Annotated in this window: 15 protein-coding genes; all 15 read left to right on the top strand. The window is 70.4% G+C overall.

Translation table 11 applies throughout. The features are described 5' to 3' along the window. The first annotated feature begins 195 nt into the window (after positions 1-195). The 15 genes from pgsA to ABZ070_RS19510 all read left to right on the top strand — a co-directional run bounded on the left by pgsA (position 196) and on the right by ABZ070_RS19510 (position 15,830). Positions 196-861, top strand: coding sequence for a phosphatidylinositol phosphate synthase (gene pgsA, locus ABZ070_RS19580; protein ID WP_356635462.1), 666 nt, complete (start codon positions 196-198; stop codon positions 859-861). Beyond that, positions 861-1,757: a phosphatidylinositol mannoside acyltransferase gene (locus tag ABZ070_RS19575; protein ID WP_356635484.1), complete on the top strand. Its 897-nt coding sequence runs from the start codon at positions 861-863 to the stop codon at positions 1,755-1,757. The genes pgsA and ABZ070_RS19575 overlap by 1 nt, the downstream gene beginning before the upstream one ends. Next, positions 1,754-2,917, top strand: a complete 1,164-nt coding sequence (locus ABZ070_RS19570; RefSeq protein ID WP_356635460.1) for a glycosyltransferase family 4 protein — start codon at positions 1,754-1,756, stop codon at positions 2,915-2,917. Before ABZ070_RS19575 ends, ABZ070_RS19570 begins: the two co-directional genes overlap by 4 nt. Positions 2,918-3,113: 196 nt before the next feature. Continuing rightward, positions 3,114-3,608 (top strand): hypothetical protein, encoded by a 495-nt coding sequence (locus tag ABZ070_RS19565; protein ID WP_356635482.1) that lies wholly within the window; start codon positions 3,114-3,116, stop codon positions 3,606-3,608. Positions 3,609-3,704: 96 nt separating this feature from the next. After that, positions 3,705-4,613, top strand: a complete 909-nt coding sequence (gene pdxS, locus ABZ070_RS19560) for a pyridoxal 5'-phosphate synthase lyase subunit PdxS (RefSeq protein ID WP_356635458.1) — start codon at positions 3,705-3,707, stop codon at positions 4,611-4,613. Beyond that, positions 4,613-5,230, top strand: a complete 618-nt coding sequence (gene pdxT, locus ABZ070_RS19555) for a pyridoxal 5'-phosphate synthase glutaminase subunit PdxT (RefSeq protein WP_356635456.1) — start codon at positions 4,613-4,615, stop codon at positions 5,228-5,230. Before pdxS ends, pdxT begins: the two co-directional genes overlap by 1 nt. A gap of 62 nt (positions 5,231-5,292) precedes the next feature. Next, complete coding sequence (locus ABZ070_RS19550) at positions 5,293-6,045, top strand: YebC/PmpR family DNA-binding transcriptional regulator (RefSeq protein WP_356635454.1); 753 nt, start codon at positions 5,293-5,295, stop codon at positions 6,043-6,045. A 129-nt stretch (positions 6,046-6,174) separates the two neighbouring features. Continuing rightward, on the top strand, positions 6,175-6,720 hold the full coding sequence (ruvC, locus tag ABZ070_RS19545) for a crossover junction endodeoxyribonuclease RuvC (protein ID WP_356635452.1): 546 nt from the start codon (positions 6,175-6,177) through the stop codon (positions 6,718-6,720). Beyond that, the gene (ruvA, locus tag ABZ070_RS19540) at positions 6,717-7,325 is read left to right on the top strand and encodes a Holliday junction branch migration protein RuvA (RefSeq protein ID WP_356635450.1); all 609 of its coding nucleotides are present in this window, start codon (positions 6,717-6,719) and stop codon (positions 7,323-7,325) included. Before ruvC ends, ruvA begins: the two co-directional genes overlap by 4 nt. Before the next feature lie 532 nt (positions 7,326-7,857). Beyond that, a complete protein-coding gene (ruvB, locus tag ABZ070_RS19535; protein WP_356635448.1) occupies positions 7,858-8,928 on the top strand; it encodes a Holliday junction branch migration DNA helicase RuvB in 1,071 nt (356 codons plus the stop codon). 173 nt (positions 8,929-9,101) lie between these two features. Next, on the top strand, positions 9,102-9,587 hold the full coding sequence (yajC, locus tag ABZ070_RS19530) for a preprotein translocase subunit YajC (RefSeq protein ID WP_356635446.1): 486 nt from the start codon (positions 9,102-9,104) through the stop codon (positions 9,585-9,587). 158 nt (positions 9,588-9,745) lie between these two features. Continuing rightward, positions 9,746-11,512 (top strand): protein translocase subunit SecD, encoded by a 1,767-nt coding sequence (gene secD, locus ABZ070_RS19525; RefSeq protein ID WP_356635444.1) that lies wholly within the window; start codon positions 9,746-9,748, stop codon positions 11,510-11,512. A 1-nt stretch (position 11,513) separates the two neighbouring features. Beyond that, positions 11,514-12,617 carry a protein translocase subunit SecF gene (gene secF, locus ABZ070_RS19520; protein WP_356635442.1) on the top strand — a complete coding sequence of 368 codons (1,104 nt, stop codon included), beginning with the start codon at positions 11,514-11,516 and terminating at the stop codon, positions 12,615-12,617. Next, positions 12,614-13,156 (top strand): adenine phosphoribosyltransferase, encoded by a 543-nt coding sequence (locus tag ABZ070_RS19515; RefSeq protein ID WP_356635440.1) that lies wholly within the window; start codon positions 12,614-12,616, stop codon positions 13,154-13,156. Before secF ends, ABZ070_RS19515 begins: the two co-directional genes overlap by 4 nt. 190 nt (positions 13,157-13,346) lie before the next feature. Further along, positions 13,347-15,830, top strand: a complete 2,484-nt coding sequence (locus ABZ070_RS19510) for a bifunctional (p)ppGpp synthetase/guanosine-3',5'-bis(diphosphate) 3'-pyrophosphohydrolase (RefSeq protein ID WP_356635438.1) — start codon at positions 13,347-13,349, stop codon at positions 15,828-15,830. Positions 15,831-15,917 lie beyond the last annotated feature (87 nt).

The raw sequence follows: 15,917 nt of genomic DNA, 5'->3' as shown, positions 1-15,917 counted from the left end.
TCATGAGGCGTCCGGGGCAGCTCCGGCTGTGCCCGCGGTGGTCCTTCGAGCTTTCCACTCCCGTCACTGTGCGTCCATACGTCGGACGCCGCCTCCCAGGACGGGTGCCCGGCGCTGCCGCGCGGCGGTCGTGACTACGATGGGCCAGCCGGTGGCCGTAGGGGCCACGCGGCCCACCGGACCCTCGGGAAGGCCATGCTGAACAAGTACGCGCGTGCATTTTTCACGCGTGTCCTCACACCGTTCGCCGCGTTTCTGCTCCGCCGCGGGGTCAGCCCGGACGCGGTCACCCTCGTCGGCACGGCCGGAGTGATGGCGGGAGCGCTGGTCTTCTTTCCCCGCGGGGAGTTCTTCTGGGGCACGATCGTCATCACGCTGTTCGTCTTCTCCGACCTCGTCGACGGCAACATGGCACGTCAGGCGGGGATTTCCAGCCGGTGGGGCGCCTTCCTCGACTCGACGCTCGACCGGGTCGCCGACGGGGCGATCTTCGGTGGGTTCGCCCTCTGGTACGCGGGCGGGGGCGACGACAACGTACTGTGCGCCGTTGCGATCTTCTGTCTCGCGAGCGGCCAGGTCGTCTCGTACACCAAGGCGCGCGGTGAATCGATCGGCCTGCCGGTCGCCGTCAACGGACTCGTCGAGCGTGCGGAGCGGCTCGTGATCTCACTGGTGGCCGCGGGGCTCGCCGGACTGCACGGCTTCGGGGTGCCCGGCATCGACATCCTGCTGCCCATCGCGCTGTGGATCGTGGCCGTCGGCAGCCTGGTGACGCTCGGGCAGCGAGTGGTGACAGTGCGGCGTGAGGCGGCCGACGCCGACGCCGCCGCGGCGCACGAGCGCGGGGCGGGGACATCATGATGCGGGACAGACTGACCGACGCGCTCTACGGACTGGGCTGGAACGCCGTCAAGAAGCTGCCGGAGCCGGCTGCGGCAGCGCTCGGCCGGACCATCGCCGACACCGCCTGGAAGCGGCGCGGCAAGGGCGTGCTGCGGCTGGAGTCCAACCTCGCCCGGGTGGTGCCCGACGCGGGCCCCGAGCGGCTCGCGGAACTGTCCAAGGCCGGGATGCGGTCGTACATGCGGTACTGGATGGAGTCGTTCCGGCTGCCCACCTACAGCCGGGAGCGCATCGCACGCAGCGTCGAGATCGAGGAAGTGCACCGTCTGACCGACGGCCTCGCCTCCGGGCGGGGCGTGATCCTCGCGCTGCCGCACCTGGCCAACTGGGACCTCGCCGGTGTGTGGGTGACCAGGACCCTGGGCGTGCCGTTCACGACGGTCGCCGAGCGCCTGCGACCGGAGTCGCTGTACGACCGGTTCGTCGCCTATCGCGAGAGCCTCGGCATGGAGGTGCTGCCGCACTCGGGCGGCGCCGCCTTCGGCACCCTGGCCCGCCGGCTGCGCTCCGGCGGCCTGGTGTGCCTGGTCGCCGACCGTGACCTGTCGGCGTCCGGCGTCGAGGTCAAGTACTTCGGCGAGACGGCGCGCATGCCGGCGGGCCCGGCGCTGCTCGCGCAGCAGACCGGGGCGCTGCTGCTGCCCGCGACCCTCTGGTACGGCGAGGAACCGAACCTGCGCGGGCGCATTCACGCTCCCGTCGAGGTCCCCGAGACAGGTACACGCGCCGAGAAGACGTCCGCCATGACACAGGCGCTGGCCGATGCCTACGCCACCGGTATCGCCGAACACCCGGAGGACTGGCACATGTTGCAGCGGCTGTGGCTCGCCGATCTCGAGGAGCGCAGGACGTGAAGATCGGCATCGTCTGCCCGTACTCCTGGGACGTGCCGGGGGGCGTGCAGTTCCACATCAGGGATCTCGCCGACCATCTGATCCGGCTCGGACACGACGTCTCCGTGCTGGCCCCGGCCGACGACGAGACGCCGCTGCCGCCGTACGTCGTCTCCGCGGGGCGTGCCGTGCCCGTTCCGTACAACGGCTCCGTGGCGCGCCTGAACTTCGGCTTCCTCTCCGCGGCCCGGGTGCGGCGATGGCTGCACGACGGCACCTTCGACGTGATCCACATCCACGAGCCGGCCTCGCCGTCACTGGGACTGCTGTCCTGCTGGGCGGCGCAGGGACCGATCGTGGCCACCTTCCACACGTCCAACCCGCGCTCACGGGCCATGATCGCCGCGTACCCGATCCTGCAGCCCGCCCTGGAGAAGATCAGCGCCCGCATCGCGGTCAGCGAGTACGCGCGGCGCACCCTCGTGGAGCACCTGGGCGGCGACGCCGTTGTCATCCCCAACGGCGTCGACGTCGCCTTCTTCGAGAAGGCGGAGGCGAAGAAGGAATGGCAGGGCAACACGATCGGCTTCATCGGCCGGATCGACGAGCCCCGCAAGGGACTTCCGGTGCTGATGAAGGCGCTTCCATCGATCCTGGAACAGTGCCCGGACACCCGGCTCCTCGTCGCCGGACGCGGCGACGAGGAGGAGGCCGTCGCCTCCCTGCCGGTCGACATGCGGGGGCGCGTCGAGTTCCTCGGCATGGTCAGCGACGAGGACAAGGCGCGTCTGCTGCGCAGCGTCGACGTGTACGTGGCGCCGAACACCGGCGGTGAGAGCTTCGGCATCATCCTCGTCGAGGCGATGTCGGCGGGCGCGCCGGTGCTCGCCTCCGACCTGGACGCGTTCGCCCAAGTCCTCGACCAGGGGGCGGCGGGCGAGCTGTTCATCAACGAGGACGCGGACGCCCTGGCGGCCGCGGCGGTCCGGCTGCTGCGGGATCCCGAACGCCGGGCGGAGCTGCGAGCGCGGGGCAGCGCCCATGTGCGGCGGTTCGACTGGTCGACGGTGGGGGCGGACATTCTGGCCGTGTACGAGACCGTGACGGACGGGGCGGCGTCGGTCGCGACGGACGAACGCCAGGGCTTCCGGGCGCGGTTCGGCCCGGCCCGCTCGGGTTGACGTCTGCGGGGGCCTGCTCCCTTCGATGGCCCGGCCCCGGGCGGCGTGCTTGGCGGCAGAGCCCCTGGCACCGGGAACGGACGGATCGGGGAACGGCCCCGCGTAGTGGCCACGCCAACCCCCTTGGACCGCACCGGTAGCCTTACCGCCCGTGAGCACCCTGATCTGGATCGTCGTCGCCCTCGTCGCCATCGGCATGTACCTCAGCTGGACCGCCGGCCGGCTCGACCGGCTGCACGCCCGGATCGACGCGGCCCGCGCCGCCCTCGACGCGCAGCTGCTTCGGCGCGCCTCGGTCGCGCAGGAGCTCGCCACCTCCGGCGTACTCGATCCCGCCGCGTCGATCGTGCTCTACGAGGCCGCCCATGAGGCCCGTCAGGCGGAGGAGGAGCACCGCGAGGTCGCGGAGAGCGAGTTGAGCGCAGCGCTGCGGGCCGTCTTCGGGGAGAGCGAGCAGGTCGAGGCGGTGCGGCAGGTACCGGGCGGCGAGAACGCCGCGGAAGAGCTCGCGCAGGCCGTGCGCCGCGTGCCCATGGCGCGGCGGTTCCACAACGACGCCGTGCGCGCCGCGCGGGCGCTGCGGCGGCACCGGAAGGTCCGCTGGTTCCGGCTGGCGGGCCACGCTCCGTTCCCACTGGCCTTCGAGATGGACGACGAGCCTCCGGCCGCGCTCGCGGACAGGCCCGGCTAAAACGATCCACCGGGTGCTCATTGGCCCTTGCAGTGGACTGGTCGGCGGCGGTTCCATCGGTGACGCATCACAACGTCGTCATCAAGTGAGGTCCCCGTGTCCAGCACTCCCACCCCGCAGACCCCCGAGACCGGCACCGCGCGCGTGAAGCGCGGCATGGCCGAGCAGCTCAAGGGCGGCGTGATCATGGACGTGGTCAACGCCGAGCAGGCGAAGATCGCCGAGGACGCGGGCGCCGTCGCCGTCATGGCCCTGGAGCGCGTGCCGGCCGACATCCGCAAGGACGGCGGCGTGGCGCGGATGTCCGACCCGAACATGATCGAGGAGATCATCGAAGCGGTCTCCATCCCGGTCATGGCCAAGTCCCGCATCGGCCACTTCGTCGAGGCCCAGGTGCTCCAGAGCCTCGGCGTGGACTACATCGACGAGTCCGAGGTGCTGACGCCGGCCGACGAGGTCAACCACAGCGACAAGTGGGCGTTCACCACGCCGTTCGTGTGCGGCGCCACCAACCTGGGTGAGGCCCTGCGCCGTATCGCCGAGGGCGCGGCCATGATCCGCTCCAAGGGCGAGGCCGGCACGGGCAACGTCGTCGAGGCCGTCCGCCACCTGCGTCAGATCAAGAACGAGATCGCCAAGCTGCGCGGCTTCGACAACAACGAGCTGTACGCCGCCGCCAAGGAGCTCCGCGCCCCGTACGAGCTCGTCAAGGAGGTCTCCGAGCTCGGCAAGCTGCCGGTCGTGCTGTTCTCCGCCGGTGGTGTGGCCACCCCCGCGGACGCCGCGCTGATGCGCCAGCTCGGTGCCGAGGGCGTCTTCGTCGGCTCCGGCATCTTCAAGTCGGGCGACCCGGCCAAGCGTGCCGCGGCCATCGTGCGGGCCACCACCTTCTTCGACGACCCGAAGATCATCGCGGACGCCTCCCGCAACCTGGGCGAGGCCATGGTCGGCATCAACTGCGACACGCTGCCCGAGGCCGAACGCTACGCCAACCGAGGCTGGTAATGACCACGAATCCCCTGCCTTCGGCGGAGGCTTCCCCCGTGATCGGTGTCCTGGCGCTCCAGGGCGACGTCCGGGAGCATCTGATCGCCCTGGCCGCGGCCGATGCCGTGGCCAGGCCGGTCCGGCGCCCCGAGGAGCTGGCGGAGATCGACGCCCTGGTGATCCCGGGCGGCGAGTCCACCACCATCTCCAAGCTGGCGGTCCTGTTCGGCATGATGGAGCCGCTGCGCGAGCGGCTCCGCACGGGCATGCCCGTGTACGGCACCTGTGCGGGCCTGATCATGCTCGCCGACAAGATCCTCGACCCGCGCTCGGGGCAGGAGACGTTCGGCGGCATCGACATGATCGTCCGTCGTAACGCCTTCGGCCGGCAGAACGAGTCCTTCGAGGCGGCCGTCGAGCTGAAGGGCGTCGAAGGGGACCCCGTGGAGGGCGTCTTCATCCGCGCGCCCTGGGTCGAGTCGGTCGGCGCGGAGGTCGAGGTGCTCGCGGAGTACGGCGGCCACATCGTGGCGGTGCGGCAGGGCAACGTCCTCGCGACCTCCTTCCACCCGGAACTGACCGGCGACCACCGGGTCCACGGCCTTTTCGTGGACATGGTGCGCGCAGCGTCCTGATCGGATCCCGGTAGGATCTCTGGGGTTCGTTCAGTAAAGGGTTACGCGAAGGAGACAGGCAGATGTCCGGCCACTCTAAATGGGCTACGACGAAGCACAAGAAGGCCGTGATCGACGCCAAGCGCGGCAAGCTCTTCGCGAAGCTGATCAAGAACATCGAGGTCGCGGCCCGCACCGGTGGTGCGGACGTGGACGGCAACCCGACCCTCTTCGACGCCATCCAGAAGGCCAAGAAGAGCTCGGTGCCGAACAAGAACATCGACTCCGCGGTCAAGCGCGGTGGCGGTCTCGAGGCCGGCGGCGTCGACTACGAGACCATCATGTACGAGGGTTACGGGCCGAACGGTGTCGCGGTGCTCATCGAGTGCCTCACCGACAACCGCAACCGTGCCGCCTCCGACGTGCGCGTCGCCATGACCCGCAACGGCGGGTCCATGGCCGACCCGGGCTCGGTGTCGTACCTCTTCAACCGCAAGGGTGTCGTCATCGTCCCCAAGGGCGGGCTCACCGAGGACGACGTCCTCGGAGCCGTCCTCGACGCCGGCGCGGAGGAGGTCAACGACCTCGGTGACTCCTTCGAGGTGCTCAGCGAGGCCACCGACCTGGTCGCGGTCCGCACCGCCCTGCAGGACAACGGCATCGACTACGACTCGGCCGAGGCCAACTTCGTCCCGACCATGCAGGTCGAGCTGGACGAGGAGGGCGCGCGCAAGATCTTCAAGCTCATCGACGCCCTCGAGGACAGCGACGACGTGCAGAACGTCTTCGCCAACTTCGACGTCTCGGACGAGGTCATGGAGAAGGTCGACGCCTGACGCCCACTCACATCGGCGTACACGACGGGCCGACGGGGACACGCTCCCTGTCGGCCCGTCCGTGCGTCGCGCGCGATGTCAGTGGCAGCCGATAGCCTGCACAAACAGTTGAGCGAAGGATGTGGTGGCGTGCGCGTGCTGGGGGTGGACCCGGGGCTGACCCGGTGCGGCGTGGGCGTCGTCGAGGGCGTGGCCGGCCGCCCGCTGACCCTGCTCGGCGTGGGGGTCGTACGCACCCCGGCCGACGCCGAGCTGGGCAGCCGGCTGGTCGCCATCGAGCAGGGCATCGAGCAGTGGCTCGACGAGCACCAACCCCAATTCGTCGCCGTGGAGCGGGTCTTCAGCCAGCACAACGTCCGCACGGTGATGGGCACCGCCCAGGCCAGCGCCGTCGCCATGCTCTGCGCCTCCCGGCGCGGCATCCCCGTCGCCCTGCACACCCCGAGCGAGGTCAAGGCCGCCGTCACCGGCAGCGGCCGCGCCGACAAGGCGCAGGTGGGGGCGATGGTGACGCGGCTGCTGCGGCTCGACGCCCCGCCCAAGCCGGCCGACGCCGCCGACGCGCTCGCCCTCGCCATCTGCCACATCTGGCGGGCCCCCGCCCAGAACCGCCTCCAGCAAGCCGTCGCCGCGCACCGCTCGTCGACGTTCGCATCGAAAGGCCGCACCGCATGATCGCCTTCGTGAGCGGCCCCGTCGCCGCGCTCGCCCCCACCACGGCCGTGATCGAGGTCGGCGGCATCGGCATGGCCGTCCAGTGCACACCGAACACCCTGTCGGAACTGCGCATCGGCCAGGCCGCCAAGCTCGCCACCTCGCTGGTCGTGAGGGAGGACTCGCTCACCCTGTACGGCTTCGCGGACGACGACGAACGCCAGGTGTTCGAGCTGCTGCAGACCGCGAGCGGAGTCGGACCGCGGCTCGCCCAGGCGATGCTCGCGGTACACAGTCCCGACGCCTTGCGGATCGCCGTCGCCACCGGCGACGAGAAGGCGCTGACCGCGGTGCCCGGCATCGGCAAGAAGGGCGCCCAGAAGCTGCTGCTGGAGCTGAAGGACCGCCTCGGGGAGCCGCTCGGCACGAGCCCCGCCGTCGGTGCTCCCGTCAGCCAGTCCTGGCGCGACCAGCTGCACGCCGCGCTGATCGGCCTCGGGTACGCGACACGCGAGGCGGACGAGGCGGTGACGGCGGTGGCACCGCAGGCCGAGACGATGGGTGCGTCGCCGGAAGTGGGACCGCTGCTGCGGGCGGCACTGCAGACCCTGAACCGGGCGCGCTGAGGTGTCCCTGCGGGAGGTCTTGCGCCCGGGGCCGCATCGCGCGGGCCTGCCCCGCGGGGCAGAACGGTCGGCACTTCGCGCTCCGCGCCGTGCGGGGCTGCGCCCCCGAGCGTCGCGCCTCCCTCGCGGTCAGGGGCTCTGCCCCGGGCTCCGCGCCCTGCGCCGGAGACCCATCGGGCGCGGCGCGCTGTGTGGGGAGTCTCCGTCGCCGGTGGGGCCGCACTCCGCGCCCTGGGGCCCCTCGCCGTGGGACTGCGTCCCGGGCTCCCAGCGCCTCCACCGCCGGCCGGGCCGCGTATGCAGCCCGCCGGGCCCCCTTCCGCGGGCGCCGGCCCGTAGGGGGATTTGAAGACACCGCACGAAGCCCGCTCCGGGGTTGCCGGCCCGCCCCCGGCATCGGGACGGGGGTGCCTCCCACGGCCGTAGGCCGTCGGGAGAGGGTGGGCAGGGGGCCGCGCCCCACGCAGCGACACCGCCACCGCCCTCGCCCCGCCCGCACCACAACCGTACGAACCGAGAAGGCAGACACCACGTGAACTGGGACGACGAGACCACCGCCGAGGCGGAACCGCGGCTGGTCGGCGGTGCCGCCGACGGCGAGGACCAGGCCGTCGAAGCGGCCCTGCGCCCCAAGTCGCTCGCCGAGTTCGTCGGGCAGGAGCGCGTCCGCGAGCAGCTGGACCTCGTTCTGAAGGCCGCACTCGCCCGTGGCGCCACCGCCGACCACGTGCTGCTCTCCGGCGCCCCCGGCCTCGGCAAGACCACGCTGTCCATGATCATCGCGTCGGAGATGAACGCGCCGATCCGCATCACCTCGGGCCCCGCCATCCAGCACGCCGGCGACCTGGCCGCGATCCTGTCCTCCCTCCAGGAGGGCGAGGTCCTCTTCCTGGACGAGATCCACCGCATGTCCCGGCCCGCCGAGGAGATGCTGTACATGGCGATGGAGGACTTCCGGGTCGACGTGATCGTCGGCAAGGGCCCGGGGGCCACCGCCATCCCGCTGGAGCTGCCCCCGTTCACCCTCGTCGGTGCCACCACCCGGGCGGGACTCCTGCCGCCGCCGCTGCGTGACCGGTTCGGCTTCACCGCGCACATGGAGTTCTACGAGCCCGCCGAGCTCGAGCGCGTCATCCACCGCTCCGCCCAGCTGCTCGACCTGGAGATCGACACCGACGGCGCCGCCGAGATCGCCGGCCGGTCGCGCGGGACGCCCCGTATCGCCAACCGCCTGCTGCGCCGTGTCCGGGACTACGCCCAGGTGAAGGCGGACGGCATGATCAACCGGGAGGTCGCCGCCGCGGCACTGCAGGTGTACGAGGTGGACACCCGCGGTCTCGACCGCCTCGACCGCGCCGTGCTCCAGGCGCTGCTGAAGCTGTTCGGCGGCGGCCCGGTCGGTTTGTCGACACTCGCGGTCGCGGTGGGGGAGGAGCGCGAGACGGTGGAGGAGGTCGCCGAGCCGTTCCTCGTACGGGAGGGTCTGCTGGCACGCACACCCCGTGGCCGGGTCGCCACTCCCGCGGCCTGGGCCCACCTCGGACTGACCCCGCCGCAGCAGGCGCAGAGTGCAAGCGGACAACAGGGGCTGTTCGGGACGTGACGGGGGTGGGACGGCGAGGGTACTCGCCGGACCAGGAACCACAGTGGGATGCTGGGCGTTGTTCCATCGATGCGGACTCGCTTAGACTCCGCCGATGCCGCCCGTACAGGTCGGCGTGCCCACCCCCGTAGATCAGGCCGCTCGCTCACGCGGTCATGCGAAGGAATTCCCCCGTGGATATCTTGACCCTCCTCCCCTTCATCGTGCTCATCGGGGCCATGTTCCTGATGACCCGCTCCGCCAAGAAGAAGCAGCAGGCTGCCGCCAACATGCGCGACCAGATGCAGCCCGGCACCGGCGTGCGGACCATCGGGGGCCTCTACGCCACCGTCAAGGAGGTCACAGACGACACGGTCCTCCTCGAGGCGGCGCCCGGCGTCCACCTGGTGTTCGCGAAGAACGCCATCGGCGCCGTGCTCACCGACGAGGAGTACAACCGCATCGTCCACGGCGACGACGACCTCGCGTCCGACGCTCCGGCCGTTCCTGACGACGCTTCCTCGCTGACCGACGACGCCGCCGGCACGGACGCCGACGAGGCCGCGGCCTCCGCGGACGACGCCAAGCTCGACCTCGGCAAGAAGGCCGACAAGGCCGACGAGCCCAAGGCCGATGCGCCCAAGGACGGCAAGGCCGACGGCGAGGCCGACGCGAAGTAGCCACGATCGGAGACCGCCGACGGCGCCAAACCGGCGCCGGGCGGTCCCCCGGGCGTGCCGACTGATCGCTGATCGCGGGGGCAGGTCCCCACAACACTTCGTGGCCGCCCTGGGCGCATACCCGGCGCCGGGGCGGTTGGACAGGGAGAAACGAGAAGGTGGCAGCACCGAACAGGGGCCGAAGGCCCGCGGGGGCTCAGGGCAAGCCGGGGCGTGCCCTGGCTCTGATCCTGATCGCCATGGTCGCGCTCACGGGCGGGATGTTCTGGGCAGGTCAGCTCACGCCGCGTCTGGGCATCGACCTGGCGGGCGGTACGACCATCACGCTCCAGGCCAAGAGCCAGCCCGGTCAGGAGAACGCGGTCAACGAGACCAACATGAACACCGCGGTCGGCATCATCGAGCGCCGTGTCAACGGTCTGGGCGTGTCCGAGGCCGAGGTTCAGACCCAGGGCAAGAGTCACATCATTGTGAACATCCCCAAGGGAACGAACTCGGAGCAGGCCCGCCAGCAGGTCGGCACCACCGCCCAGCTCTTCTTCCGGCCGGTACTGACCGTCGCAGCCGGTGGCCTCGCCGCTCCTGAGCCCTCGCCGAGCGCGTCCAGCAGCGGCAAGCCGAAGGACGACAAGGCCAAGGAGACGGCCACTCCGCCGTCCGGCACTCCCTCGCCCAGTGCGACCACCCAGGGCCGCGCGGTCACCGAAGACCTCAAGGCGCCGGCGGCGAGCCCGAGCCCCTCCGGCTCGAAGGAGCCGAAGGCCTCCGAGAGCCCCAAGCCCGGCGACAGCCCGGAGCCGAAGCCCTCCGCCGACCCCGCCACCGCAGCGCTGGAGAAGCAGTTCACCTCTCTTGACTGCACCGACGACAAGGCCCGCGGCAAGCTCGGCGACAACGTCAAGCCGTCCGAGCCGACCGTCGCCTGCGGCAAGAACAGCGCCGGCCAGTGGGAGAAGTACATCCTCGGCCCGGCCGAGGTCGACGGCAAGGATGTCGACGACGCCAAGGGCCAGCTCGACCAGACGCGTGGCATGTGGATCGTCACGATGGACTTCACCGACGCCGGTGCCAAGAAGTTCCAGAAGATCACCAGCCGCCTGTCGCAGCAGCAGCCCCCGATGAACCAGTTCGCCATCGTCCTCGACGGCGAAGTGGTCTCGGCCCCGCAGGTGAACCAGACGCTGAGCGCCAGCGCGGAGATCACCGGCAGCTTCGACCAGGAGTCCGCCCAGAACCTGGGCAACATCCTGTCCTACGGCGCTCTGCCGCTGTCCTTCGAGGAGGACAGCGTCACCACCGTCACCGCCGCCCTCGGCGGCGAGCAGCTGAAGGCCGGCCTCATCGCCGGTGCGATCGGCCTCGCCCTCGTGATCATCTACCTGGTGGCGTACTACCGCGGCCTGTCGCTGATCGCTCTGCTGAGCCTCGGCGTCTCCGCGATCCTCACCTACACGATCATGACGCTGCTCGGCCCGGCCATCGGCTTCGCGCTGAACCTGCCGGCCGTCTGCGGCGCCATCGTCGCCATCGGCATCACCGCGGACTCGTTCATCGTGTACTTCGAACGTGTGCGGGACGAGATCCGCGAAGGCCGCACCCTGCGGCCCGCCGTCGAGCGCGCCTGGCCGCGCGCCCGGCGCACCGTCCTGGTCTCCGACTTCGTGTCCTTCCTCGCCGCCGCGGTGCTCTTCGTCGTCACCGTCGGCAAGGTCCAGGGCTTCGCCTTCACGCTGGGCCTGACCACCCTGCTCGACGTGGTCGTGGTGTTCTTCTTCACCAAGCCCCTGATGACGCTGATGGCCCGCCGGAAGTTCTTCGCCAGTGGCCACCCGTGGTCCGGTCTCGACCCGAAGCGGCTCGGCGCCAAGCCGCCGCTGCGCCGTTCGCGCCGCGCCACCGCCCCGACCGACCCGAAGGAGGCGTGAGATGTCGCGACTCGGCAACCTCGGTGCCAGGCTCTACCAGGGCGAGGTCGGCTACGACTTCGTCGGCAAGCGCAAGGTCTGGTACGGCGTCTCGATCCTGATCACGATCACCGCGATCGTCGCCCTGGCCGTCCAGGGCCTCAACATGGGCATCGAGTTCAAGGGCGGCGCGGTCTTCACGACGCCGAAGGCGGACGTGAGCGTCTCGCAGGCCACGGACGCGGCCGCGGAGATCTCCGACCACATCCCGGTCGTCCAGGAGCTGGGCACCGGCGGTATGCGGATCCAGATCAGCGGTGTCGACACCGCTGAGGCCGACCGGGTCCAGAAGGAGCTCGCCCAGGAGCTCAACATTCCGGCAGAGAAGATCAACGCCGACCTCGTCGGGCCCAGTTGGGGTGAGCAGATCGCCAACAAGGCCTGGACCGGCCTCGGCGTCTTCATGCTCCTGGTCGTGATCTACCTCGCCATCGCCTTCGAGTGGCGCATGGCCGTGGCGGCCCTGGTTGCGCTGATCCACGACATCACCATCACGGTCGGCATCTACGCCCTGGTCGGGTTCGAGGTCACCGTCGGCACGGTCATCGGTCTGCTGACCATCCTCGGTTACTCGCTGTACGACACGGTGGTCGTCTTCGACAGCCTCAAGGAGGGGCAGAAGGACATCACCAAGCAGACCCGATTCACCTACAGCGAGATCGCCAACCGCAGCATCAACGGCACCCTGGTGCGGTCCATCAACACCACGGTCGTGGCGCTGCTGCCGGTCGCCGGTCTGCTGTTCATCGGCGGCGGCTTCCTCGGCGCGGGCATGCTCAACGACATCTCGCTCTCGCTGTTCGTCGGCCTCGCGGCCGGTGCCTACTCGTCGATCTTCATCGCCACTCCGCTCGTCGCCGATCTCAAGGAACGCGACCCGCAGATGAAGGCCCTGAAGAAGCGGGTGCTCGCCAAGCGCGCAGCCGCCGCCGCCAAGGGCGAGAGCGGGCAGGACGAGGCGGACGGGGCGGGTGAGCCGCACGACGAGGAGGCGGACGACGCCGCTCCCGCAGTCGTCGGTCCGCGCGGTCGCGGCCGGGGCCGGCCCTCGGGCAGGCGTCGATGACGGCCACCACCCAGGAGCTCCTGCTCAGCCGCATCCGCGATGTTGCCGACTACCCGAAGCCGGGGGTGATGTTCAAGGACATCACGCCCCTGCTCGCGGACCCGGTCGCGTTCACCGCGCTGACCGACGCCCTGACCGAGTTCTGCGTCAGGAACGGTGCGACGAAGATCGTGGGCCTCGAGGCCCGCGGCTTCATCCTGGCCGCGCCGGTGGCCGTCCGCGCGGGCATCGGGTTCATCCCGGTGCGCAAGGCGGGCAAGCTCCCCGGAGCGACGCTGTCTCAGGCGTACGAGCTGGAGTACGGCACGGCGGAGATCGAGGTGCACGCCGAGGACCTCAGCGCCGGCGATCGCGTGCTGGTCATCGACGACGTCCTCGCCACGGGCGGCACCGCGGAGGCCTCGCTGGAGCTCATCCGCAGGGCCGGTGCCGAGGTGGCGGGCGTCGCTGTCCTGATGGAACTGGGATTCCTGGGCGGCCGGGAGCGGCTGGAGCCGGCGCTCGGCGGGGCACCCCTGGAGGCCCTGATCACCCTCTGACGCCGCCCTGACCAGTGGATTCCCCACCGGTCCGAGATCTGGCGACTGCCGAGACGGGCACCCGGGAACAACCGGGTGCCCGTCTCGCGTTGTGAGCAGCCTCCCCTCCGGGCGCGATCGGGACGGCCGAGGTCGATACCATGGGCTTTCCGGGCCTGACCGGGGACCCGGACCCGCACGAGGAGCGCTCTTGCCAGACGAGGCCCAGCCCGCCGCCGCGCAGCCCGACAAGAAGGCCGAAAAGGCCGCGGCAGCCCCTGTCACGCCCGAGCCGAAGCAGACGCAGCGGCCGCAGTCCGCCGCGCCCGAGCGAGTGAGCCAGGTCCCCGTCACCGCGCCGAAGCCCATGCCGCCCACCACGCCCCGTACCGGCGGCTCCTCGAACCGTGTGCGCGCCCGTCTCGCGCGCCTGGGCGTACAGCGCTCCTCGCCGTACAACCCGGTGCTGGAGCCCCTGCTGCGGATCGTGCGCAGCAACGACCCCAAGATCGAGACGTCCACGCTGCGCCAGGTCGAGCGCGCCTACCAGGTCGCCGAGCGCTGGCACCGCGGCCAGAAGCGCAAGAGCGGCGACCCGTACATCACGCACCCGCTCGCGGTCACGACCATCCTCGCCGAGCTCGGCATGGACCCGGCGACGCTGATGGCCGGGTTGCTGCACGACACGGTCGAGGACACCGAGTACGGTCTGGAGCAGCTGCGCCGCGACTTCGGCGACTCCGTGGCGCTGCTGGTCGACGGCGTCACCAAGCTGGACAAGGTCAAGTTCGGTGAGGCGGCACAGGCGGAGACCGTCCGCAAGATGGTCGTCGCCATGGCGAAGGACCCGAGGGTCCTGGTCATCAAGCTCGCCGACCGGCTGCACAACATGCGCACGATGCGCTATCTCAAGCGGGAGAAGCAGGAGAAGAAGGCCCGCGAGACCCTCGAGATCTATGCGCCACTGGCCCATCGCCTGGGCATGAACACCATCAAGTGGGAGCTCGAGGACCTCGCGTTCGCGATCCTCTACCCCAAGATGTACGACGAGATCGTCCGTCTCGTCGCCGAGCGGGCGCCCAAGCGCGACGAGTATCTCGCCATAGTGACCGACGAGGTCCAGTCCGATCTGCGCGCCGCCCGCATCAAGGCGACCGTCACCGGCCGCCCGAAGCACTACTACAGCGTCTACCAGAAGATGATCGTCCGCGGCCGTGACTTCGCGGAGATCTACGACCTGGTGGGCATCCGCGTCCTCGTGGACACGGTCCGCGACTGCTACGCGGCCCTCGGCACGGTGCACGCGCGATGGAATCCGGTCCCCGGCCGGTTCAAGGACTACATCGCGATGCCCAAGTTCAACATGTACCAGTCGCTGCACACGACGGTCATCGGCCCCAACGGCAAGCCGGTCGAACTGCAGATCCGCACCTTCGACATGCACCGCCGTGCCGAGTACGGCATCGCGGCGCACTGGAAGTACAAGCAGGAGACCGTCGCCGGAGCGTCCAAGATCCGCACGGACGTCCCCAAGGCCGGCAAGGGCACCGCCGGGCAGGACACCGTCAACGACATGGCCTGGCTGCGGCAGTTGCTGGACTGGCAGAAGGAGACGGAGGACCCGGGGGAGTTCCTGGAGTCCCTGCGCTTCGACCTGTCGCGTAACGAAGTCTTCGTCTTCACGCCCAAGGGCGACGTGATAGCGCTCCCCGCGGGCGCCACGCCTGTCGACTTCGCCTATGCCGTGCACACCGAAGTGGGCCACCGGACCATAGGCGCACGGGTCAACGGGCGGCTCGTACCGCTCGAGTCGACCCTCGACAACGGCGACCTGGTCGAGGTCTTCACGTCCAAGGCCGAGGGCGCGGGTCCCTCCCGCGACTGGCTGGGCTTCGTCAAGTCGCCGCGGGCGCGGAACAAGATCCGCGCCTGGTTCTCCAAGGAGCGGCGCGACGAGGCCATCGAGCAGGGCAAGGACGCCATCGCGCGGGCCATGCGCAAGCAGAACCTGCCGATCCAGCGCATCCTCACCGGCGACTCCCTGGTCACCCTGGCACACGAGATGCGCTACCCCGACATCTCGTCCCTGTACGCGGCGATCGGCGAGGGACACGTCGCCGCACAGGGTGTCGTGCAGAAGCTGGTGCAGGCCCTCGGCGGCGAGGAAGCCGCCAACGAGGACATCGCCGAGTCCACCCCGCCCTCGCGCAGCCGCAGCAAGCGCCGCAACAACGCCGACCCCGGCGTGGTGGTCAAGGGCGTCGAGGACGTGTGGGTCAAGCTGGCCCGGTGTTGTACGCCGGTGCCGGGTGACCCGATCATCGGCTTTGTCACCCGCGGCAGCGGCGTGTCGGTGCACCGCGCGGACTGCGTCAACGTCGACTCGCTGTCGCAGCAGCCCGAACGGATCCTCGACGTCGAGTGGGCCCCGACGCAGTCGTCGGTCTTCCTCGTCGCCATCCAGGTCGAGGCACTCGACCGCTCGCGCCTGCTGTCCGACGTGACGCGGGTCCTGTCCGACCAGCACGTCAATATCCTGTCGGCGGCTGTGCAGACCTCCCGCGACCGGGTGGCCACCTCACGCTTCACCTTCGAGATGGGCGACCCCAAGCACCTCGGCCACGTCCTGAAGGCTGTTCGGGGCGTGGAGGGCGTCTACGACGTCTATCGCGTGACCTCGGCGCGACGGCCCTGACGTCCCGCTCCCCGCACACCGCACGGACAAGCGGTGTCCTGCGCGGGGATGCCAACTTCTCCCGCAGACAGAATCGTTCGGGCGGCT

This window comes from Streptomyces sp. NPDC006283, assembly GCF_040613325.1.
In the GTDB taxonomy this organism is placed as follows: domain Bacteria; phylum Actinomycetota; class Actinomycetes; order Streptomycetales; family Streptomycetaceae; genus Streptomyces.
The sequence above is the reverse complement of the archived record's forward strand: the minus strand, read 5'-3'. Positions and strand labels throughout refer to the sequence as shown.